The organism is Streptomyces sp. NPDC030893 (assembly GCF_055571535.1).
In genome coordinates this window covers 180,825-201,505 of record NZ_JBVIFC010000006.1, presented here as the reverse complement: position 1 = coordinate 201,505, position 20,681 = coordinate 180,825, and the positions used below count along the sequence as shown (strand labels likewise).

24 protein-coding genes are annotated in these 20,681 nt (G+C 71.7%); 10 read left to right on the top strand and 14 right to left on the bottom strand.

Annotated features, from left to right (window positions below):
* On the top strand, nt 1-1,041 hold the full coding sequence (locus ACZ434_RS15045) for a PadR family transcriptional regulator (protein WP_468455666.1): 1,041 nt from the start codon (nt 1-3) through the stop codon (nt 1,039-1,041).
* Nucleotides 1,042-1,048: 7 nt separating this feature from the next.
* On the opposite strand, the gene ACZ434_RS15040 is transcribed toward ACZ434_RS15045, so the two are convergent.
* The 4 genes from ACZ434_RS15040 to ACZ434_RS15025 form a co-directional block, all read right to left on the bottom strand.
* Nucleotides 1,049-1,630 carry a Clp protease N-terminal domain-containing protein gene (locus tag ACZ434_RS15040; protein ID WP_468455664.1) on the bottom strand — a complete coding sequence of 194 codons (582 nt, stop codon included), beginning with the start codon at nt 1,628-1,630 and terminating at the stop codon, nt 1,049-1,051.
* The gene (locus ACZ434_RS15035; protein WP_145827309.1) at nt 1,630-1,839 is read right to left on the bottom strand and encodes an HTH domain-containing protein; all 210 of its coding nucleotides are present in this window, start codon (nt 1,837-1,839) and stop codon (nt 1,630-1,632) included. Before ACZ434_RS15035 ends, ACZ434_RS15040 begins: the two co-directional genes overlap by 1 nt.
* 102 nt (nt 1,840-1,941) lie before the next feature.
* Complete coding sequence (locus tag ACZ434_RS15030) at nt 1,942-2,907, bottom strand: zinc-binding dehydrogenase (RefSeq protein ID WP_468455661.1); 966 nt, start codon at nt 2,905-2,907, stop codon at nt 1,942-1,944.
* Nucleotides 2,908-3,047: 140 nt separating this feature from the next.
* Nucleotides 3,048-4,286, bottom strand: a complete 1,239-nt coding sequence (locus ACZ434_RS15025) for an NAD(P)-dependent malic enzyme (RefSeq protein WP_468455659.1) — start codon at nt 4,284-4,286, stop codon at nt 3,048-3,050.
* Between the two features lie 581 nt (nt 4,287-4,867).
* Between ACZ434_RS15025 and ACZ434_RS15020 the strand changes: the two genes are divergently transcribed.
* Genes ACZ434_RS15020 through ACZ434_RS15010 form a run of 3 tightly spaced genes read left to right on the top strand, consistent with a single transcriptional unit; the run spans nt 4,868 to nt 7,604 of the window.
* Complete coding sequence (locus tag ACZ434_RS15020; protein WP_468455656.1) at nt 4,868-5,830, top strand: ABC transporter substrate-binding protein; 963 nt, start codon at nt 4,868-4,870, stop codon at nt 5,828-5,830.
* Between the two features lie 32 nt (nt 5,831-5,862).
* Nucleotides 5,863-6,801 carry an amino acid ABC transporter permease gene (locus ACZ434_RS15015; protein ID WP_468455654.1) on the top strand — a complete coding sequence of 313 codons (939 nt, stop codon included), beginning with the start codon at nt 5,863-5,865 and terminating at the stop codon, nt 6,799-6,801.
* Complete coding sequence (locus tag ACZ434_RS15010) at nt 6,798-7,604, top strand: amino acid ABC transporter ATP-binding protein (RefSeq protein ID WP_468455652.1); 807 nt, start codon at nt 6,798-6,800, stop codon at nt 7,602-7,604. Before ACZ434_RS15015 ends, ACZ434_RS15010 begins: the two co-directional genes overlap by 4 nt.
* A gap of 63 nt (nt 7,605-7,667) precedes the next feature.
* On the opposite strand, the gene ACZ434_RS15005 is transcribed toward ACZ434_RS15010, so the two are convergent.
* Nucleotides 7,668-8,438 (bottom strand): class I SAM-dependent methyltransferase, encoded by a 771-nt coding sequence (locus ACZ434_RS15005; RefSeq protein WP_468455650.1) that lies wholly within the window; start codon nt 8,436-8,438, stop codon nt 7,668-7,670.
* A gap of 100 nt (nt 8,439-8,538) precedes the next feature.
* On the opposite strand from ACZ434_RS15005, the gene ACZ434_RS15000 reads away from it, so the two are divergent.
* On the top strand, nt 8,539-9,189 hold the full coding sequence (locus tag ACZ434_RS15000) for a CGNR zinc finger domain-containing protein (RefSeq protein ID WP_468455648.1): 651 nt from the start codon (nt 8,539-8,541) through the stop codon (nt 9,187-9,189).
* Here ACZ434_RS15000 and sodX read toward each other — a convergent pair.
* On the bottom strand, nt 9,072-9,506 hold the full coding sequence (gene sodX / locus ACZ434_RS14995) for a nickel-type superoxide dismutase maturation protease (RefSeq protein ID WP_468455646.1): 435 nt from the start codon (nt 9,504-9,506) through the stop codon (nt 9,072-9,074). The genes ACZ434_RS15000 and sodX overlap by 118 nt on opposite strands.
* 149 nt (nt 9,507-9,655) lie before the next feature.
* Between sodX and sodN the strand changes: the two genes are divergently transcribed.
* Nucleotides 9,656-10,051: a superoxide dismutase, Ni gene (gene sodN / locus ACZ434_RS14990; protein ID WP_190201221.1), complete on the top strand. Its 396-nt coding sequence runs from the start codon at nt 9,656-9,658 to the stop codon at nt 10,049-10,051.
* Nucleotides 10,052-10,199: 148 nt separating this feature from the next.
* Nucleotides 10,200-11,267 (top strand): protein kinase family protein, encoded by a 1,068-nt coding sequence (locus ACZ434_RS14985; RefSeq protein ID WP_468455643.1) that lies wholly within the window; start codon nt 10,200-10,202, stop codon nt 11,265-11,267.
* Here the strand turns inward: ACZ434_RS14985 and ACZ434_RS14980 are convergent.
* Nucleotides 11,248-12,033 (bottom strand): thioesterase family protein, encoded by a 786-nt coding sequence (locus ACZ434_RS14980; protein WP_468455641.1) that lies wholly within the window; start codon nt 12,031-12,033, stop codon nt 11,248-11,250. The genes ACZ434_RS14985 and ACZ434_RS14980 overlap by 20 nt on opposite strands.
* Before the next feature lie 136 nt (nt 12,034-12,169).
* On the opposite strand from ACZ434_RS14980, the gene ACZ434_RS14975 reads away from it, so the two are divergent.
* From ACZ434_RS14975 to ACZ434_RS14965, 3 genes are read left to right on the top strand one after another with little or no spacing between them, the layout of a single operon-like run.
* Nucleotides 12,170-12,592 (top strand): helix-turn-helix domain-containing protein, encoded by a 423-nt coding sequence (locus ACZ434_RS14975; protein ID WP_468455639.1) that lies wholly within the window; start codon nt 12,170-12,172, stop codon nt 12,590-12,592.
* Between the two features lie 9 nt (nt 12,593-12,601).
* Nucleotides 12,602-13,027, top strand: coding sequence for a VOC family protein (locus ACZ434_RS14970; RefSeq protein ID WP_468455637.1), 426 nt, complete (start codon nt 12,602-12,604; stop codon nt 13,025-13,027).
* Entirely contained in the window at nt 13,024-13,737 is a 714-nt protein-coding gene (locus ACZ434_RS14965; protein WP_468455635.1) for a VOC family protein, read from the top strand. Before ACZ434_RS14970 ends, ACZ434_RS14965 begins: the two co-directional genes overlap by 4 nt.
* Here the strand turns inward: ACZ434_RS14965 and ACZ434_RS14960 are convergent.
* The 7 genes from ACZ434_RS14960 to ACZ434_RS14930 form a co-directional block, all read right to left on the bottom strand.
* Nucleotides 13,710-14,030: a hypothetical protein gene (locus ACZ434_RS14960; RefSeq protein ID WP_468455633.1), complete on the bottom strand. Its 321-nt coding sequence runs from the start codon at nt 14,028-14,030 to the stop codon at nt 13,710-13,712. The genes ACZ434_RS14965 and ACZ434_RS14960 overlap by 28 nt on opposite strands.
* A 73-nt stretch (nt 14,031-14,103) precedes the next feature.
* The gene (locus tag ACZ434_RS14955; protein ID WP_468455631.1) at nt 14,104-14,544 is read right to left on the bottom strand and encodes a hypothetical protein; all 441 of its coding nucleotides are present in this window, start codon (nt 14,542-14,544) and stop codon (nt 14,104-14,106) included.
* A gap of 3 nt (nt 14,545-14,547) precedes the next feature.
* Nucleotides 14,548-16,266 carry an aa3-type cytochrome oxidase subunit I gene (gene ctaD / locus ACZ434_RS14950; protein WP_468455629.1) on the bottom strand — a complete coding sequence of 573 codons (1,719 nt, stop codon included), beginning with the start codon at nt 16,264-16,266 and terminating at the stop codon, nt 14,548-14,550.
* Between the two features lie 118 nt (nt 16,267-16,384).
* Nucleotides 16,385-16,924 (bottom strand): hypothetical protein, encoded by a 540-nt coding sequence (locus tag ACZ434_RS14945; protein WP_468455627.1) that lies wholly within the window; start codon nt 16,922-16,924, stop codon nt 16,385-16,387.
* Between the two features lie 252 nt (nt 16,925-17,176).
* Nucleotides 17,177-17,839, bottom strand: a complete 663-nt coding sequence (locus tag ACZ434_RS14940) for a GNAT family N-acetyltransferase (protein ID WP_468455625.1) — start codon at nt 17,837-17,839, stop codon at nt 17,177-17,179.
* 191 nt (nt 17,840-18,030) lie between these two features.
* The gene (locus ACZ434_RS14935; RefSeq protein ID WP_468455903.1) at nt 18,031-19,077 is read right to left on the bottom strand and encodes a family 2 encapsulin nanocompartment cargo protein polyprenyl transferase; all 1,047 of its coding nucleotides are present in this window, start codon (nt 19,075-19,077) and stop codon (nt 18,031-18,033) included.
* A 196-nt stretch (nt 19,078-19,273) separates the two neighbouring features.
* The gene (locus tag ACZ434_RS14930; protein ID WP_468455623.1) at nt 19,274-20,680 is read right to left on the bottom strand and encodes a family 2B encapsulin nanocompartment shell protein; all 1,407 of its coding nucleotides are present in this window, start codon (nt 20,678-20,680) and stop codon (nt 19,274-19,276) included.
* Nucleotide 20,681 lies beyond the last annotated feature (1 nt).

The following is a 20,681-nucleotide window of genomic DNA, read 5'->3' as shown; positions in this document are numbered from 1 at the left end:
ATGCCCCCCGTCTTCGCCCACGGACGCCTGCGCCTCTACCTGCTGAAGCTGCTGGACGAGGCCCCGCGCCACGGCTACGAGGTGATCCGCCTCCTCGAAGAGCGCTTCCAGGGGCTGTACGCGCCCTCGGCCGGCACGGTCTACCCGCGGCTGGCCAAGCTGGAGGCGGAGGGGCTGGTCACCCACACCACCGAGGGCGGCCGCAAGGTGTACTCGATCACGGACGCCGGCCGCGCCGAACTCGCCGACCGCAGCGCCGAACTGGCCGACCTGGAGCTGGAGATCCGGGAGTCGGTCGCCGAACTGGCCGCCGAGATCCGGGCCGACGTCAGCGGCGCGGCGGGCGATCTGCGCCGCGAGATGCGCGCCGCCGCAGGCCAGGCCCGCCAGTCCCGCAGCAACGGCGCCTCCGCCGAGGAGGAGGGCCTCCTCGGCGGCGACTTCTCGGTCTTCGGCGACAAGGACGCCTGGCGGGCCGCCAAGGAGGAGATGCGCCGCGCCAAGCAGGAGTGGAAGGAACAGGCCCGGCGCGCCAAGGACGAGAGCCGCCGCTCCCGCGAGGAGGCCCAGCGCGCCCGCCGCCAGGCCAAGGAGGCCCAGGACAGGGCGCAGGAGGAGGTGCAGCGCGTGATGCGGCAGGTCCAGGAGCAGGTGCAGGGCCACTTCGCCCGCGGCGACTGGCCGACCGGACTGCGCGAAGGGCTGGGTGAACTGGCCAAGGAGATGGGCGAGTTCGGCAAGGACTTCGCTTTCGGCCGCAGCGGCACCGGCGCCCCCGGCAAGGACTCCGAGCCGTCGTACTCCCAGACCCCCGAGGACTTCCCGGCCGACTACATCCCGGCGTGGGCGCACGAGGACGCCTCGGACTCCACCGGCGACCCGGCCCGCGACCTGGACCGGCTGCTGGACCGCTTCCGGGACGACATCCGGGACGCGGCCCGCGACCACGGGGTCACCGGTGACCAGCTGCGTGACGCCCGCCGCCATCTGTCGACGGCGGCGGCGCGGATCGGGGCGATACTGCGCACCCCGAAGGCCTGAGCCGCCGTCACCCCGCCTTGGCCTCCCCGCCGTCCCCGTACAGCACCCGGGTCACGGACTGGTACGTCACTCCGTGATCGGCGAGGACCTCGGCGGGGACGCCGGGGCGGACGGTGAGGGCCAGCAGGATGTGCTGGTCGCCGATGCGCCGGTCCCGCCGGGCGGTGGCGGCGCGCAGGGCCCCGGTCAGGATGTCCTTGGCCTCCTGTTCGAAGGGGCGGTGCCCCGACCACCGGCCACCGTCCCGGCGGCCACCGGCGCGCCGATCACCGGACAGCGCCCCGGCTCCGTGCGTCTCCTCCACGCGGGCGACGATCTCCGGCACATCGATGCCCAGCCCGGCGAGGGCGTCCGTCTCGGCCTGGGTCAGCCCGGCCCGGCGCCGCGCCCGCTCCAGCGCCTCCCGTACCGACTCCCGCCGCCCGTCGAGCCCCAGCGCCGCCAGCGCGAAGGAGGCCCGGCTCCCTTCCCGGTCGAGCAGGGCCAGCAGCAGATGCTCCGCGCCGACACTGCGCGCACCCGCCCCCTCCGCGTGCGCGACCGCCCCCTTCACCACGTCCCGGGCGTCCTTCGTGAACCGCTCGAACATCAATGCCTCCCGTACTTCTTGTGCACGGCCTGCCTGCTGACCCCGAGTTCGGTGGCGATCTCCTGCCACGACCAGCCGTGGTTGCGCGCGTTGCGCACCTGGACGGTCTCCAGTTGCTCCAGCAGCCTGCGCAGCGCGGCGACGGCCCGCAGGCCGACCCGTGGATCGCGGTCGCCCGCCCGCTCGGCGAGATCGGTTGCCTCAGTCATGATGTCAACCTACGTTGACATTCCTCGGCTGTCAACCCCAGTTGACACACCGACGGCCGGCCCGGAGACCCGGACCGGCCGTCGACACGAACCCCGCCCCCCTCAGGGGTTGGTGAGCACGATCTTCCCGAACAGTTCCCCGGACGCCATCCGCTCGAAGCCCTCCCGCGCCCGGTCCAGCGGCAGCACCTCGTCGATGACGGGACGTACGCCCGTGGCGGCGCAGAAGGAGAGCAGGTCCTCCAGCTCGTCCTTGGTCCCCATGGTCGACCCGACGATCTTCAGCTCCAGGAAGAAGACCCGGGTCAGCTCGGCGTGCGAGGGGCGGTCGCCGCTGGTGGCCCCGGAGAGCACCAGCGTGCCGCCGGGACGCAGCGACTTCACCGAGTGGGACCAGGTGGCGGCGCCCACCGTCTCGATGACGGCGTCGACCCGCTGCGGCAGCCGCGCGCCGGGCTCCACCGCCTCCACGGCGCCGAGCTCCAGCGCCCGCTTGCGCTTGGCCTCGTCCCGGCTGGTGGCGAAGACGCGCAGTCCCGCGGCCTTGCCGAGCACGATCGCGGCGGTCGCGACCCCGCCGCCCGCGCCCTGCACCAGGACGGAGTCACCCGGACGGACCCCGGCGTTGGTGAACAGCATCCGGTACGCCGTCAGCCAGGCGGTCGGCAGACAGGCGGCCTCCTCGAAGGAGAGCTCCTTCGGCTTGGGCAGGATGTTCCAGGTGGGCACGGCGACCTGCTCGGCGAAGGTGCCCGGGTAACGCTCGGTCAGGATCGACCGGGGTTCCTTCGGCCCCACCCCGTGACCGCTCTGGCCGATCACCGAGTGCAGGACGACCTCGTTGCCGTCCGCGTCGACACCCGCGGCGTCGCAGCCGAGGATCATCGGCAGCTTGTCCTCCGCGAGGCCGACGCCCCGCAGGGACCAGAGGTCGTGGTGGTTGAGGGAGGCGGCCTTGACCGTGACGGTGCTCCAGCCGGGCCGGGTCTCGGGAGCGGGACGCTCCCCCGACTCCAGGCCGTTGAGCGGCTCGTCGCGGTCGATTCGGGCGGCGTAGACAGCGAACATGACCTTGACGATAGGTTGCCCGCACCGCCGGCGGAACCAGGCCCCGCTGTGACACACGCCCTCTTGCCACCCGAGAAGGACACGGGAAAGACGTCGGCCCCGTCCACGGGGGACGGGACCGACGGGGAAACCCGCGCGCCTCAGCGGCGGGCGACACCCTCCGCCCGGGCGGCCGCGGCCACGGCCGCCGTCACCGCGGGGGCGACCCGCTCGTCGAACGGGGACGGGATGACGTAGTCGGCGGCGAGATCGTCACCGACCACCGACGCCAGCGCCTCGGCCGCCGCCAGCTTCATCCCCTCGGTGATCCGGGAGGCCCGCACCTGGAGCGCGCCCGCGAAGATCCCGGGGAACGCCAGCACGTTGTTGATCTGGTTCGGGAAGTCCGAACGCCCGGTGGCCACGACCGCCGCGTACTTGTGCGCGACCTCCGGGTGCACCTCCGGGTCGGGGTTGGCCATGGCGAAGACGAACGCGCCCTCGGCCATCGACGCCACCGCCGACTCCGGCACCGTGCCGCCGGAGACCCCGATGAACACATCGGCCCCGGCCAGCGCCGACTCCAGCGATCCGGAGAGACCGGCCTTGTTGGTGAACGACGCCAGCTCCGCCTTGATCGGCGTCAGGTCGCCGCGGTCGCGCGAGACGACGCCCTTGCGGTCGGCCACGGCGACATCGCCGATGCCGGCCTCGACCAGCATCTTCGCGATCGCCACACCCGCGGCGCCCGCGCCCGAGATCACGGCCCGCAGCTCGCCCAGCGCGCGCCCGCTCAGCCGCGCCGCGTTGCGCAGCGCCGCCAGCGACACGACCGCCGTGCCGTGCTGGTCGTCGTGGAAGACCGGGATGTCCAGCCGCTCCTGCAGCCGGCGCTCGATCTCGAAGCACCGGGGTGCCGAGATGTCCTCCAGGTTCACTCCGCCGAAGGACGGGGCGAGGCGGACCACGGTCTCGACGATCTCGTCGACGTCGGTGCAGTTCAGGGCGATCGGGACCGCGTCCACACCGCCGAACTGCTTGAAGAGGATGGCCTTGCCCTCCATCACCGGGAGGGAGGCCTCGGGCCCGATGTCCCCGAGCCCGAGCACGGCCGTGCCGTCGGTCACGACGGCGACGACCTGCGACTTCCACGTGTAGTCGTGGACGAGGTCCGGCTGCTCGGCGATCGCGCTGCACACCTTCGCGACGCCGGGCGTGTAGGCCAGGGACAGATCTTCCTTGTCACGGACCGGCACGGTGGCCTGCACGGCCATCTTGCCGCCGCGGTGCAGCGCGAACGCCGGGTCGAAGGAATCCAGGGGCTCTGCCCCGCTCTCCGGTTCCTTATGACCGTCACGGCTTTCGCTGTCGCTGCGAGGATTGACAATCTCCGCTGCCACTTGGTTTTACCCCTTAAGTGTTCATGGTTTGAGGGTTGCCACTCCTGGTGAGGGGTGGGCGGGACCGCGCAAGGCCCGATGGGTTGATGCGTACGGGCCGAACACGACGGGCGCGCCGCACACGCGCCCTCGAGCCCCGGATGAGGGGTGTAAAGAACCTTCTTACCGGACGGACGCCGTCGGCGACGAGTCCATAACGTGAAGGTCACATGCCGAGCCCCGGAATCTTCGCCCGATATCAGGACAAGACCCGGACGAACCTCCAGCAAGCCCGCAACTGCCCCAAAGGTCACCGCAGTCGCTTTCGCAACACGCATCTCGCCGAAGATCTTCCGGCCGGAATGCAGGATTCCCGCAGACTGTCCGGTCGCGATGTACCGGAGTGGTCGGGTTCGAGCGTCACCCGTTATCCGATTTTGACATCGCGAGCCCCCTGAATGGAGCAGTCCGAATGGCAAGATGCGGTAATCACACGAGGTCGCGACACTCGAAGGCGTGTGCTCTCGACGACCCATGGCGATGCCGTTCCGGCAGTCGCCGGCCCCATCGGCAACTCCACCCATCCGCCGGAGGAACCCACCATGACCGCAAGCACCACCCGTCGTACCACCGCCGCGCGCTCCCGGATTGCAGCGGTCGGCGCGATCGCGGTCGCAGGCGCACTGCTTCTCACCGGCTGCGGTGACCAGACCAAGGACAGCGGCTCGGACAGCACCGACGCCGAGGCGACGAAGTCCGCCCCGCTGGCCGACAAGCTCCCCAAGGAGATACGCGACGCGGGCGTCGTCAAGGTCGGCTCCGACATCGCCTACGCCCCCGTCGAGTTCAAGGACGACTCCGGCAAGGTCGTCGGTATCGACCCCGACCTGGCCGACGCCATGGGCAAGCAGCTCGGCGTGAAGTTCGAGTTCGAGAACGGCACGTTCGACACGCTGATCACCGGTCTGCGTTCGGGCCGCTACAACATCGCCATGTCCGCGATGACCGATACCAAGGACCGCCAGAACGGTGTCGACTCCGAGACCGGAAAGAAGGTCGGCGAGGGCGTGGACTTCGTCGACTACTTCACCGCCGGTGTCTCGATCTACACCAAGAAGGGCGACGACCAGGGCATCAAGACCTGGTCCGACCTGTGCGGCAAGAAGATCGTGCTCCAGCGCGGCACGGTCTCCGAGGACCTCGCCAAGGCCGAGGCGGAGAAGTGCCCGGCGGGCAAGAAGCTCGCCATCGAGGCCTTCGACAACGACCAGCAGGCACAGACCCGCCTGCGCGCGGGCGGCGCCGACGCCGGCTCCTCCGACTTCCCGGTCGCCGCGTACGCGGTGAAGACCTCCGGCGGCGGCAACGACTTCCAGCTGGTCGGCGAGCAGGTCGAGGCCGCCCCGTACGGCATCGCGGTCGCCAAGGACGACACCCAGCTGCGGGACGCCCTCCAGGCCGCGCTGGACGCCATCATCGAGAACGGCGAGTACCAGAAGATCATGGACAAGTGGGGCGTCGCCGAGGGCGCCGTCGACAAGGCCACCGTCAACGGCGGCAAGTGACCGCGACGGCGCGGCACTGAAAGGCAACACCCGTGACTGCTGACATCGACAAGACGGCGGGGCCGGACGGCACACCGCCGGCCGGACCGGAGGCCATCAAGGCCGTCCCGGTCCGGCACTACGGGCGGTACGTCTCCGCCGTCGTGGCCCTCGCCCTGCTGGTCGGGGTCGTCTACGCGTTCTCCCAGGGCAGGATCAACTGGGGCACGATCCCCGACTACTTCTTCGACGACCGCATCCTCAGCGGTGTCGGCAAGACGCTGCTGCTCACCGTGCTGGCCATGGCGATCGGCATCGTCGGCGGCATCCTGCTGGCCGTGATGCGCCTGTCGAAGAACCCGGTGACCTCGTCGATCGCGTGGTTCTACATCTGGTTCTTCCGCGGCACCCCGGTCCTGGTCCAGCTGATCGTCTGGTTCAACCTGGGCCTGGTCTTCGAGTACATCAACCTCGGGCCGTTCTACAAGGACGAGTGGTCGGACTTCATGACCCCGTTCCTGACGGCGCTGCTGGGCCTCGGCCTCAACGAGGCCGCCTACATGGCGGAGATCTGCCGGGCCGGCCTGCTCGCGGTCGACGAGGGCCAGACCGAGGCGTCGCACGCCCTGGGCATGAGCCACGCCAAGACGCTGCGCCGGATCGTCATCCCGCAGGCGATGCGCGTGATCGTGCCGCCGACGGGCAACGAGGTCATCAACATGCTGAAGACGACCTCGCTGGTGTCGGTCGTCCAGTATCCCGAGCTGCTCCGCGCGGCCCAGGACATCGGGCAGACCTCCGGCGCCCCGGCCGAGATGCTGTTCCTCGCCGCCGCCTGGTACCTGCTGGTGACGTCGGTCTTCAGCGTCGGCCAGTACTACCTGGAGCGCCACTACGCCAAGGGCTCCACCCGCCAGCTGCCGCCGACGCCGTGGCAGAAGGTGAAGGCCAACACGTTCTCCTTCGGCCGCCCGAAGGGAGGCACGGCATGAGCGAGAAGCTCGGCAAGACGGACGCGCCCGTGAAGGACGCCGCCGTCCCCATGGTCAAGGCGGAGGGTGTCCACAAGTCCTTCGGCCACGTCGACGTCCTCAAGGGCATCGACCTGGAGGTGAGGACCGGCGAGGTGTTCTGCCTCATCGGCCCCTCCGGCTCCGGCAAGTCGACCTTCCTGCGGTGCATCAACCACCTGGAGAAGATCAACGCCGGCCGCCTGTACGTCGACGGCGATCTGGTGGGCTACCGCCAGAAGGGCGACAGGCTGTACGAACTCAAGGACAGCGAGGTCGCCCTGAAGCGCCGGGACATCGGCATGGTCTTCCAGCGCTTCAACCTGTTCCCGCACATGACGGCCGTCGAGAACGTCATGGAGGCGCCGGTCCAGGTCAAGGGCAGGAGCAAGGCCCAGGCCAGGGAGCGTGCGATGCAGCTCCTGGAGCGGGTGGGCCTCGGCGACAAGGCCGGCAACTACCCCTCGCAGCTCTCCGGCGGCCAGCAGCAGCGGGTGGCGATCGCGCGGGCGCTCGCCATGGACCCGAAGCTGATGCTCTTCGACGAGCCGACCTCGGCCCTCGACCCGGAGCTGGTCGGTGACGTCCTCGACGTCATGCGCGACCTCGCCGAGTCGGGGATGACGATGGTCGTGGTCACCCACGAGATGGGCTTCGCGCGCGAGGTGGGCGACAGCCTGGTCTTCATGGACGGCGGCGTGGTGGTCGAGTCCGGCAACCCGCGCGAGGTGCTGACCGACCCGCAGCACGAGCGCACCAAGTCGTTCCTGTCCAAGGTGCTCTGACCGCGGCCCGGCACACGGCGGAAGGGGCGGTACGGATCTTCCGTACCGCCCCTTCTCCCTGTGCTACTTCAGGGCCAGCAGCAGCGTGTCCGACGGCGAGCACCAGACCGGGCGGGCCTCGCCGAAGCCCTTCTCCCGCAGTACGCGCGCGTGCCAGGCGGCCGACGGCGTGTCACCTTCGGCGTGCTCGCCGTAGATCTCGAACCGGCGGGCCGTGGGCCGCGCGAGGACCGGGTCCTTCGCGGCGAGCCGCCACCATTCGGCCCAGTCGACGGCGCCGTCCGCCCTGGCCTGTTCCATCCGGGCGTGCCGCTGGGCCCGCTCGGCCGCGTTGATCCGGGGCGTGGTCTCGTCGATCATGTGGTCCGCGTTCATGAAGACACCGCCGTCGCGGACCAGTCCCGCGAGGTGCCCGTACAGGTCCGCGAGGGGTTCCCGGTGCAGCCAGTGGAGCGCGGTCGCCGTCAGCACGGCGTCGTAGGAGTCGTACGGCAGTGTCTCGGCCCAGCCGGGGTCCTTGAGGTCGGCGGTGACGAAGGTGACCCGCTCGTCCTGCGCGAAGGTGCCCTCGGCGATGGCGAGCAGCGCCGGGTCCAGGTCGACGCCGGTACTGGTGGCCTCGGGGAAGCGGGCGAGCAGCCGGGCGGTGATGGTGCCGGTGCCGCAGGCCAGGTCCAGCACGCGGGGGGCGGTGCCGACGAGGGCCTCGACCATGTCGAGCATGACCCGCAGCCGCTCCTCGCGGTCGGGCATGTACCACTCCTGCTGCCGGTCCCAGCTCTCCTGCCAGGCGTTCCAGTCGGCGTCCGCCGTGGTGGTGTGCGCGTCCGTCATCGAGCCCCTCCCTCGCCTACGTCACGTAATACCCTTGCAGCACGATCGTCTGTTACCGACCGCGCTCCTGACGATAGACTCCCCTACGTAAGGACTACAAGTGGAACTGGCCTATTACTCCGACTACGCCGTGCGTCTCGTCAACACGGAGGAACCGGCCCGGGGCAAGGACACCCTCACCTCGGTCGAGACCGTGCGCGATCTGTTCGGCGGGAACCAGTCGGCCGCCCGGCGCGCCACCGACGCCGATGTGACCCGGTTCCGCTCCATGAGGGCCAGGCTCCGCTCGGTCTTCGAAGCGGCGGACGGCGGCGACGAGACCCTCGCCGTGGACCTGCTGAACTCACTGCTGCTGGAGTTCCCCGTCAGCCCGCAGATCTCCGGCCACGACTTCCGCGACGACGACGGCCGCCCGCTGTGGCACATGCACCTGGCCGACCACCCCTCCAACGCGACCGCCGGCTACGCCGCCATCGCCGCGATGGGCCTCGCCTTCCACCTCACCGAGTACGGCGTCGACCGGCTCGGCCTGTGCGAGGCCTCGCCGTGCCGCAACGCCTACCTGGACACCTCCACCAACCGCTCCCGCCGCTACTGCTCCGACCGCTGCGCCACCCGGGCCAACGTGGCCGCCTACCGCGCGCGCAAACGCCTGGAGGCCGACCGGGCGGAGAGCACGGGCCGGGCCGACGACAGCGCCCAGCCCACCACGGCCAGCGGCGAGCGCCGCTCCGGCGTGCGCGGCCGGTAGCGGAACCGGACCCGGCCCAGCACCAGCTCGTCGGGCACGACCCCGTAGTCGGTGCTGTCACCTCCCGCGTACGCGTTGTCCCCGAGCACCCACCAGCCGCCGTCCCGCCGCTCGACGGCCCGCTTCACCACGAGCAGGTCCTGCTGGAACGGATGCCGCAGCACGATCACGTCCCCGCGTCTGATCCGGGCACCGTAGTGCACCAGCAACTGGTCCCCGTGGTGCAGCGTGGGCACCATCGACGGCCCGGTCACCTCGGCCACCCCGAAGGGCAGCGGCGTCCTGGCCCGCTCGGCGTCCTGCGGCAGCTCCGGCATCTTCCGGCACCTCCTCCCCGGTTCTTCCTCCACCAGTCTCAGTCTCACCCCGGACTTTTGTCCTAAGCCCGCGGGGGCACCCGCGAAAACCCGTCCGGCACGGAGTAATGTCCAGTGTGAGAAGACGATCACGAGGAAGGAAACGCTCCATGCTTTCCCGCCTGTTTGCCCCCAAGGTCAAGGTCAGCGCCCACTGCGACCTGCCCTGCGGCGTGTACGACCCGGCCCAGGCCCGCATCGAGGCGGAGTCGGTGAAGGCCATCCAGGACAAGATGGCCGGCAACGACGACCCGCACTTCCAGGCCCGTGCCACGGTCATCAAGGAGCAGCGCGCCGAGCTGGCGAAGCACCACGTCTCCGTGCTCTGGAGCGACTACTTCAAGCCCCCGCACTTCGAGAAGTACCCGGAGCTGCACCAGCTGGTCAACGACACCCTGAAGGCCCTGTCGGCCGCCAAGGGCTCCACGGACCCGGCCACCGGCCAGAAGGCCCTGGACTACATCGCCCAGATCGACAAGATCTTCTGGGAGACCAAGAAGGCCTGACCTTCGTCTCCTGCGACCTGCGATTCCTCACGATTTGCAGCGTCCCTCCCCCGCACCCGGCCCGCGGAACGCCGTCCACGGCACCTCCGGCGGTCCGGGTGCGGTCCTTTGGGGCGGCAGGGCGGGGGCGGGGGTGACGTTCCCCGACATGTCACGCGGTGCGCGGCTGCGGACTCATGGCGCCGTCTCCGCGTTCCTCGCGCGGTGCGGTGACCGCGCGCTGCGGGAGCTGCTGGACGGGGCCGTGCCGGCCGGTGCCGGTATCGGCGGGAAGGCCGCCCTGGTGGAGGTCGCCGGGACGCCGGTCTTCGTGAAGCGGGTGCCGCTCACCCGGCCGGAGCTGCGACCGGAGCACCTCCGGTCCACGGCGAACCTGTTCGACCTCCCCCTCTTCTGCCACTACGGCGTCGGCGCCCTGGGCGGGCCGGGCTTCGGGGCCTGGCGTGAACTCGCCGTGCACACCATGACGACCGGCTGGGTGCTGGGGGCGGAGCACGAGGGGTTCCCGCTGATGTACCACTGGCGGGTGCTGCCGGACTCGACGCCCCTGCCGGACGAACTGGCCGATGTCGAGCGGGCCGTGGCCTACTGGGGCGGCGGGCGGCGGGTACGCCGCCGGATCCGGGCCCTGGAGCGGTCCCCGGCCAGTGTGGCGCTGTTCCTGGAGTACATCCCGCAGAACCTGCACCGGTGGCTGGGCGCCCGGGTCGCAGCGGGCGGCGAGGCCGCCGGCCGTGCCTGCGCCATGGTGGAGCGGGACCTGGCCGACGGCGTCTCGTTCATGAACAGCCGCGGCCTGCTGCACTTCGACGCGCACTTCGAGAACGTCCTGACCGACGGCCGGCGCCTCTACTTCGCGGACTACGGCCTCGCCGTCTCCTCCGGGTTCGCTCTGTCGGCGGCGGAGGCCGCCTTCTTCGACGGCCATCGGACGTACGACCGCTGCTACACCGCCGCGTACCTGGTGAACTGGCTCGTCACCGCCCTGTGCGGGCTCCGCCGGGAGGACCGGGAGGGCCGGCGGGCGCTGGTGCGCGGGCTGGCGGAGGGCAGGCGCCCCACGGGCGTTCCGGCGGAGGCCGCGGCGATCCTCGCCCGGCACGCGGTCGCCGCGGTGATGTCCGACTTCATCCTCGCGTTCCGGGACGGGAGCAGGCGGACGCCCTACCCGATGGAGGAGTTCCGCCGGCTCGGCGTCACAGCGGACGGACCGTGAGGATCTGGTGGGCGTGGCCGACCGGGCCCGTGGTGTCGTGGAGGACGGTGCTGGTGACGCCCTGCCCGGTGGGGCCGAAGGTGACGGTGGTGTCGAGGCCGGTCCAGCCGCCCTCCGGTTGGCGGTGGAGGTGGACGGTCAGGTCGACGTTGGGGAAGATCCACGCGGTGGGCGGCTGGCGTACGGCGATGCCGTTGGCGGTGTCGACGAGCGCGAGGTAGGACGCGAGCGGCCCGGCCTGCTGTCCGGCGACGAGGTCGAGCGGGGTGGAGACCCAGACCGTCGCACGGCCCGGCTGCGGGGGTGCGAGCGGGCGCACGTCCAGGGAGGCGATGTATCCGCCGGGCCACAGCTCGTCCATCGGCCACCGGGTGAGGGCGCCGGGCGGGGTGAGGGCGGGGACGGGCCCGCCCGCCACGGCGGCGGTGTCGCCCGGGGCGAGGAGCCAGGCCCGCGCCCGTACCACGGGCCGGCCGGCTATGAGGGCGACGGCCTCGATCAGTTCGATGGTGCGGCCCGGCCGGATCGTCTCGACCCAGATCTCGCACTCGTCGAGGGCCAGGCGCCCCAGGATGTCGAAGCTGATCCGGGACAGGAGCAGACCCGTCCCCTCGGGACGGGCCGCCAGATGGCGCTCGATGGCGTGGACGACGAGCCCGCCGAGGGGACTGAAGTGCTGTTCGTTCGTGTCCCAGGCGCCACCGGCGTGGGCCGTGGGCTTGTAGCGGTGCGCGTCGATGGGCTCGTAGTAGCTGCCGGTGCTCAACGGTGCTCTCTCCTGGACGTGCGGATGCGGAAACGGCGCCGCGGTGGTACGTGCCGTCCCGGCCAGGATCACATGGACCCCCGTACCGGCCGTCACACGCCTGCGATGGCCGTGCGGGGCGTGGGATGCTGGGCGGATGGAGCTGGAGGATCTGGTACGGCTGCGGCGGGCCCGGGACCGGATGGACCGGGAGTACGCCGAACCGCTCGACGTCTCCGAGCTGGCGCGGACCGCGCTGATGTCGCCGGGGCACTTCCAGCGCAGCTTCCGCGCGGCGTACGGGCAGACTCCGTACGCGTACCTCATGACCCGGCGCGTCGAGCGGGCCAAGGCGTTGCTGCGGCGCGGCGATCTGACGGTGACGGAGGTGTGCCTCGCGGTCGGCTGCACCTCGCTCGGTTCGTTCAGCTCGCGCTTCACCGAGCTGGTCGGCGAGACGCCGAGTGCGTACCGGGCCCGGTCGCACGAGGAGAGCGCGGTGATCCCGCCGTGCGCGGCACGGAGGTACACCCGTCCCGTTCGCGGCCGGAACCGCGCCGAGACGGGCGGAACCTTCTAGCGTGGGCACATGGACACAGGAACGGACGCGAAACTCGCCCAGTGCTTCATCGCCGTGGACGATCACGACAAGGCGCTGGCCTTCTACCGGGACGTCCTGGGGCTGGAGGTCCGCAACGACGTGGGGTTCGAGGGGATGCGGTGGGTGACCGTCGCCTCGCCGGAGCAGGACGTGGAGATCGTGCTGGAGCCGCCCGCCGCGGATCCGGACGCCTCCCCCGGTGACAAGCAGGCCATGGCGGAACTGCTGGCCAAGGGCATGCTGCGCGGGGTCAACTTCACCACCACCGACTGCGACGCGCTCTTCGAACGCGTCCGGGCCGCCGGCGCGGACGTGATCCAGGAGCCGGTGGACCAGCCGTACGGGGTGCGTGACTGCGCGTTCCGGGATCCGGCGGGGAACATGCTGCGCTTCATGGAACGCCCCGGACGGTGAGCATCCGCTGGACCTACGCCTTCCTCGACCGGCCCGGCGCACGGGCCGGCCGGGCCGGGGCGTTCTGGGCGGCGGTCACGGGCACCCGGCCGTCCGAACCGAGCGGGGACAGCGGGGAGTTCGTGACGCTGGCCGCGGACGGCGCCGACGCCTGTGTGGGGGTGCAGCGGATCGTCTCGGGTGAGGGCGGGGTGCATCTCGACTTCTCCGTGGACGACATCCCCCGGTTCGTGGCGGCGGCGCTGCGGTGCGGTGCGGTGACGGTCGCCGAGCACGAGGGGTGGACCGTACTGCGGTCGCCGGCCGGGCAGTTGTTCTGTGCGATTCCCTGGCACGGGGAGTCGGTGCGACAGCCCGTGGTGCACGGCAGCCGGCTGGACCAGGTGTGCCTCGACGTTCCGCCGTCCCGCCATGACGCCGAAGTCGCCTTCTGGAGCGCGCTGCTGGACGGCTGGAGCTCCGGGCCCGGCTCGCTCCCGGAGTTCCATGTGCTCGGTCCGCCGGCCGGGCTTCCGCTGCGCATCCTGCTCCAGCGGCTCGAACAGGAACGGCCCGTCTCCGCCCACCCGGACCTGGCCTGCGCCGACATCGCCGCGACCCGCGCACGGCACGAGGAGTCCGGGGCCGTGCTCGTCGCCGAGTTCACCCACCGGACGGTGATGCGGGACCCGACGGGCGCCGCCTACTGCCTGACCGACCGCGATCCCTGAAGGGGCGGCAGGCCGTCCACGCCGCCGGACGTGTCGTAGGCGTAGAGGCAAGCGGTGGCCACGACGCCGTCCTCGACGTCCGGGGGGATCTCGGGGAGTGGGCACCGGGACTCCATCCAGTCCTCCGGGACGCCGGCGGGAGAGGGGCGCGTCTCCTCCCAGCCGGCCGGACGCGGCGGCTCGGCCGCCTCCTGCAACCACCAGGTGAGTCCGCCCGCGACGACCACCGCGGCCGCCCAGACACCCGCACCCCACCGCCATGAAGCCCGGCGCCTGCTCCCCCTGCCCGCCATGCCGCAACGCTAACGCGTCCAGCGCCTTCTGCTGTACGCGGGTTTCCTGATGGTCCGTCGCTCGTGCGGGCCGCTAGCCCGGGTGCGGGCCGTGGCCGGCCATCACCAGGAACAGGGCGGCGAGCATGACGGGGGCGACGGCCACGACGACGGCCACCGCGCGAGGGCGGCGTTGGCCGCCCGCCTGCGGCGGGCCGTGCGAGAGCCACGCCCACTGCCGGGCCGCCTCCCGCTGCTCGGCGGCGTGCAGCAGTACGGCGTGGAGGCGCAGGGCGGCGGCGGCCGAACCGCCCGCGGCCGCCACCGCCGCCGGCATCCACCACACCGGGGCCGCGAACAGCGCCACGGCGACCGCGGCGAGCGTGCCCCAGCCGGTGAGGCAGGCGAGCGCCGCGGTACGGCGGGACAGCGGCCGGTCGGCTCCGGCGCGCAGGTCGGCGAGGGCCGGCAGGAACCAGACGCTGCCGGCGGCCGTCACCGCCGTGCATCCCAGGGCGAGCACGGGCTGCGGCACGGCTCACCGCTCCGTTTCGAGGGCGACGATCTCCGGGTGGTGCAGGTCGAACGCCGGGGACTCGCTGCGGATCTTCGGCAGGCGGACGAAGTTGTGGCGCGGCGGCGGGCACGAGGTCGCCCATTCCAGGGAGCGGCTGTAGCCCCAGGGATCGTCCACGCCGACCGGCTTGCCGTACTTGGCCGTCTTCCAGACGTTGTAGAAGAACGGCAGGATCGACATGCCGAGCAGGAACGACCCGATCGAGGACAGGGTGTTCAGGGCGGTGAAGCCGTCGGCCGCGAGGTAGTCGGCGTAGCGGCGCGGCATGCCCTCGACCCCCAGCCAGTGCTGGACGAGGAAGGTCAGGTGGAAACCGGCCGTGAGGGTCCAGAAGGTGATCTTGCCGAGGCGCTCGTCGAGCATCTTGCCGGTGAACTTCGGCCACCAGAAGTGGAACCCGGCGAACATCGCGTACACGACCGTGCCGAAGACGGTGTAGTGGAAGTGCGCGACGACGAAGTACGTGTCGGAGACGTGGAAGTCCAGCGGGGGCGAGGCCAGCAGGACGCCGGTCAGGCCGCCGAAGAGGAAGGTGGTCAGGAAGCCCACCGTCCACAGCATCGGCGTCTCGAAGGAGAGACTGCCCTTCCACATGGTGCCGATCCAGTTGAAGAACTTCACGCCCGTCGGCACCGCGATCAGCATCGTCATGAAGGAGAAGAACGGCAGCAGTACACCGCCGGTGACGTACATGTGGTGCGCCCACACGGTCACCGAGAGGCCGGCGATGGCGATGGTCGCGCCGATCAGGCCCACGTAGCCGAACATCGGCTTGCGGGAGAAGACCGGGATCACCTCGGAGACGATCCCGAAGAACGGCAGCGCCAGGATGTACACCTCGGGATGGCCGAAGAACCAGAACAGGTGCTGCCACAGCAGCGCCCCGCCGTTGGCCGAGTCGAAGATGTGTCCCCCGAACTTGCGGTCGTACTCCAGCGCGAACAGCGCCGCCGCGAAGACCGGGAACACGAGCAGCACGAGCAGCGCCGTCAGCAGCACGTTCCAGGTGAAGATCGGCATGCGGAACATCGTCATCCCGGGCGCCCGCATGCAGATGATCGTGGTGATGAAGTTGACCGCGCCCAGGATCGAGCCGAAGCCCGACAGGGCCACGCCCATGATCCACAGGTCGGCTCCGATGCCCGGTGAGTAGACCTCGTTGGACAGCGGTGCGTACAGGAACCAGCCGAAGTCGGCGGCGCCTCCGGGTGTGAGGAAGCCGCCGGCGGCGATGAGGGAGCCGAACAGGAAGAGCCAGAAGGCCAGCATGTTCAGCCGGGGGAACGCCACGTCGGGCGCGCCGATCTGCAGCGGCATGATCCAGTTGGCGAAGCCGGTGAACAGCGGCATCGCGAACATCAGCAGCATGACCGAGCCGTGCATCGTGAACGCCTGGTTGAACTGCTCGTTCGACATGATCTGCAGTCCGGGCCGGGCGAGTTCGGCGCGCATCACCAGCGCCATGACCCCGCCGACGACGAAGAACACGAACGCGCTGACCAGGTACAGCGTGCCGATCTTCTTGTGGTCGGTGGTCGTCAGCCAGTCCACCCACGCGGTCCGGCCCGCCGCGGGCGCTGCCGCGGCCTCTTTCCCGCGGTCCACGACCGCCGTGTTCCGCACCGGAGCCGTCCGGTCCTCCGCCGCGGTGTCCGCGTGGTCCATGCGTATCTCATCCACCGGATGTCTTCCTCCCCAGCTGTTTCGCGCGCCCCATGATCGGCGGCCTGGGGAGGGATCCACATGGGTCGAAGGGGCCCTGCGGAGGTCCCGGGACGGGGACCAATGGTCCCTGTGTTCAGTCCAGGGGGCCCGCCGCCCGCGCGTCCTGCCGGGCGGCGCCCTCGGGCCACACGACCTCCACGGGGACGCCTCGCGCGCGGGCGTAGGTCACCAGGTGGGCCGTGGCGTCGCGGCCGTCGGACGGGGAGCCGTCCCAGACGGCCAGCAGGAGACCGCCGGCCGCGACGAGGCGCTCGTCGGCGCCGATGCAGGAGTCGCGGTCCGCCGGGTCGTAGGTCAGCAGGCGCACCTGGTCGGCGAGGGTGAGCAGTTCGCCGGTGGCCATCCGGTCGGGCCGGGGCGGCATGGCCGGCACCCCGGACCGGGTGGGGATCACCACGGCCAGCGGGCAGCCCGACGCCCGCGCGGCCCTGCCGGACACCAGGGGCGTTCCGGCGCCCGTGCGCACCATGGCCATGCCCCGGTCCGGGTGGCGCGCCAGCCGGGTCCGCAGCGCGGACTCCACCAGCGGGTAGGTGTCCGGGGCCAGATCGGCGTGCCCCACCACCACGATGTCCCCGTCCGTCCTGCCGCCGTCGCCCGCCGCCGCACCCATCGTGCCCCCGCCCGCCTCGTCGTCCGCCGCCCCGCCGGATCCCTCGGGACGGTCGGCGGGTGCCGGGGCCCGTCGTCACCTTCCCGTCCGCCGTGCGACGCCGTGCAGACGCTCCCGGCGGCCCCTGGGGGCGGACGGCGACGGGGTGAGGACTGGGCCCAGCCACGGGCCAGTGAAGCCGGGACGGCCGCCGGCGACCAGGGCCGAACGTCCCTTTCCCGGCGCCGATGGGCCGTGTCCCGGACCGGGCGGTCAGCCCTGCGGGCCGGCGGCCGGGCCGGTGGACGCCGTCCGGGGTTCGCGCCACATCGGCCACATGTACGGGCCTTCGGGGAGGGCCAGGGGCTCACCGGCCGCCTCGAAGCCGAGGCGTTCGTACAGCAGACGGCTGCGCTCGCTGCTCGCCTCCAGATACGCGGCCCGTCCCTCCCGGTCGCAGCGGTCGAGCACGGAACCGATCAGCGCGGTACCGAGGCCCTCGCCCTGACGGCCGGGGACGACACCGATCATCCACAGGTACTCGTGGGCCCGGTCCGAGGGGTGGACGCCGGCCGTGAGCCGGCCGATCAGCTCCACCCTCTCGTTGCCGGGGTCGACGTCCTGGCGCATCCGCGCGAAGCCGTCGTCCTCCGCCCCTCCCCCGCCCCCGTGCCCGTCGCCGGGGTCGTCGGCGGGGTCGTCGGCGGGCACGGACATCCACAGGGCACAGGCCGAGCCGTCCTCGGTGATGTCGACACGTCCGTCGGCGAGAACGATGTCGGTGAAGGCCGCCATGAGCCGGTGGTGCGTCGTACGGCGGTACTCCCGGCCGGGGAAGACCCAGCCGCTGACCGGGTCGTCCTGGAACGCCTCGTCCAGGAGCCGGACGATCAGCTCCCGGTCGTCGTCCCCAGCCGTCCGGATCGCCACACCCATGTCCACCCCTTCGCCTCAACCGTCCATGTCCGTACGGGGGTTGAGCCTAACGGGGACGGCTGCCGAAAGGGCGGGCCCCGCACATCGTGGGGAAGTGCGGGACCCGCCGGGCCGGAGCCACGGTGCCGTGCGGAGTCAGGGGCCGCACGGCACCGGCTGGTTCCGGGGCCTCGGGGACGGCCGGCGGGCCGTCAGGTGCTGCGCCGGGTGACGAACTCGGCCAGGGCCAGCAGTCCGCCCGCCGCTTCCGGGTCGGGGATCGCGCGGGCCACTTCCTGCATCGCCCGGGCCATCCGGTCGGCCGCCTCGGTCTGGGCCCAGTCCCGGCCGCCCGCCCGTTCCACGGTCTGGACGATGAGCTCCAGGTCCTCCTTCCGGTGCGGCGTCGCGTACACCGCGGCGAGTTCCGCGGCCGCCGGGGTGCCGGAGGTGAGCGCGGCCACCACCGGCAGGGACTTCTTGCGGGCGGCCAGGTCCGCACCGGCCGGCTTGCCGGTGCGGCGCGGATCACCCCATATGCCGATCACGTCGTCGATCAGCTGGAAGGCCAGTCCGGCCTCCCGGCCGAAGGCGTCGAGTGCCGCCACGTCCGCGTCCCCGGCGTCCGCGTACAGCGCCCCGATCGCGCAGGCGCAGCCGAGCAGCGCACCCGTCTTGGCCTCGGCCATGGCGAGCGTCTCGGCGAGGGTGACCTCTCCGGGGGCGCGCCGCTCCATGTCCGTGTCCGCGTGCTGCCCCGCGCACAGCTCGATCACGCAGTCCGCGAGCCGGGCCGACGCGGCACGGGCTGCCGGGTGGGGGTCCTCCGCGAGCAGCCTCAGGGCGAGCGCCTGGAGGGCGTCCCCGGCGAGGATCGCCGCCGCGTCCCCGAACACCGTCCACGCGGTGGGCCGGTGCCGGCGGGTGGTGTCACGGTCCATCACGTCGTCGTGCAACAGCGTGAAGTTGTGCACCAGTTCCACGGCCGCGGCCGCCTGCAGGGCCGCCGCCCGGGCGGCGGGGCCGCCCGCCGCGGTGGCCGCGGCGAGCACCAGCGCGGGCCGGATCGCCTTCCCGGAACCTCCCTGGGCCGCCGTGCCGTCCGCGTCCTGCCAGCCGAAGTGGTAGAGCGCGATCCGGCGCATCGGGCCGGGCAGCGAGTCGAGGGCCGCCCGCAGCACCGGGTCGACGGCGGCCCGGGCCCGGTCCAGCAGCATCGTCGCCTCGTGCCCGTCGCCGGCGCGCTGTTCCGGCACCATGGGGCTCTCGCCCGTACGCTCCGTCGTGCGCCCCGTCTGCGGCTCGGTGATGGACTCCGTCATCGGCTTCCCCCTGGGACCGACTCGGTGGAGGCGCGGAGGGGTGGCGCTTCCGCACCCGTCGAGCACGTTCCTCCGAGGTGTACCCGCCCCGGCGGGCGGGGACACGGCGTGCGGCGCGGGAGCTCTCGGACGGTCACCGCCAGCGGCCGATCTCGACGTTCTCCAGGACGCCCAGCGCGTCCGGCACCAGCACCGCGGCCGAGTAGTAGGCCGTGACCAGGTACTTGATGATGGCCTGTTCGTTGATGCCCATGAAGCGCACGGACAGGCTCGGCTCGATCTCGTCGGGCAGGCCGGTGGCCCGCAGGCCGATGACGCCCTGGTCCTCCTCCCCGGTGCGCAGCGCGATGATGGAGGTCGTCCGGGCCTCGGTCACTGGGATCTTGTTGCACGGGAAGATGGGCACCCCCCGCCAGGTGGGAATGCGGTTGCCGCCCATGTCGATGGTCTCCGGGACGAGTCCCCGCTTGTTGAGCTCCCGGCCGATCGCGGCGATCGCGCGGGGGTGGGCGAGCAGCAGCCGGGTCCCGCGGCGCCGGCTGAGCAGCTCGTCCAGGTCGTCGGGGCCCGGCACCCCGTCGTGCGGCTGGATCCGCTGGTCGTACTCGCAGTTGTGGAGCAGACCGAAGTCGCGGTTGTTGACGAGCTCGTGCTCCTGGCGCTCCTTCAGCGCCTCGACGGTCAGCCGGATCTGCTGTTCCGTCTGGTTCATGGGCTGGTTGTAGAGGTCGGCCACGCGGGAGTGGATGCGCAGCACGGTCTGGGCGACGCTGAGTTCGTACTCGCGGGGCCGCGCCTCGTAGTCGACGAAGGTGTGCGGGATGTCGGGCTCGCCGCTGTGCCCGGCCGCGAGGTCGATCTCCTTCTCGCCGTACTTGTTGGTGCGCTGCCCGGGGACCGCCAGCCGCCGGCGAAGGTGCTCGCGCAGGGTGTCCGACCGCTCGGCGACCTGCTCGACGGCCTCCCTGGGCAGCACCAGGACGGTGCAGGCGGTGAGGGTGCGGGCCGTGTACTCCCAGATGGGGTCCTCGCCCTCCAGGGCCTGCTCGCCGAAGTAGGCGCCGTCGGCGAGGATCCCGAGGGACTCGTCCTGGCCGTAGGGGCCGGTGCCGACCCGCTCCACCCGGCCGTGCGCGAGCAGGTACACCTCGTCGGCCGGGCTGCCGAAGGAGGCGATCACCTGTCCGGCCTCGATCTCCCGCTGCCGGCAGCGGGAGGCCAGCTCGGTCAGCACCTCCTCGTCCTCGTACGACCGCAGCACCGGCAGCTCGCCCAGCTCCGCCGGGATGATCTCGACGCGGTCGCCGGTCTTCACGAACGTCATCCGGCCATCACCCACGGCGTACGTCAGCCGCCGGTTCACCCGGTAGGTACCGCCCTGCACATCGACCCAGGGCAGCATCCGCAGCAGCCAGCGCGAACTGATCTCCTGCATCTGCGGCACGGACTTGGTCGTGGTGGCCAGGTTCCGCGCCGCGGCCGTCCCGAGGCTCTGCTGCTGCCTGGTCTGCTCCGTGCGGACCTCTTCGCCTACCGACATA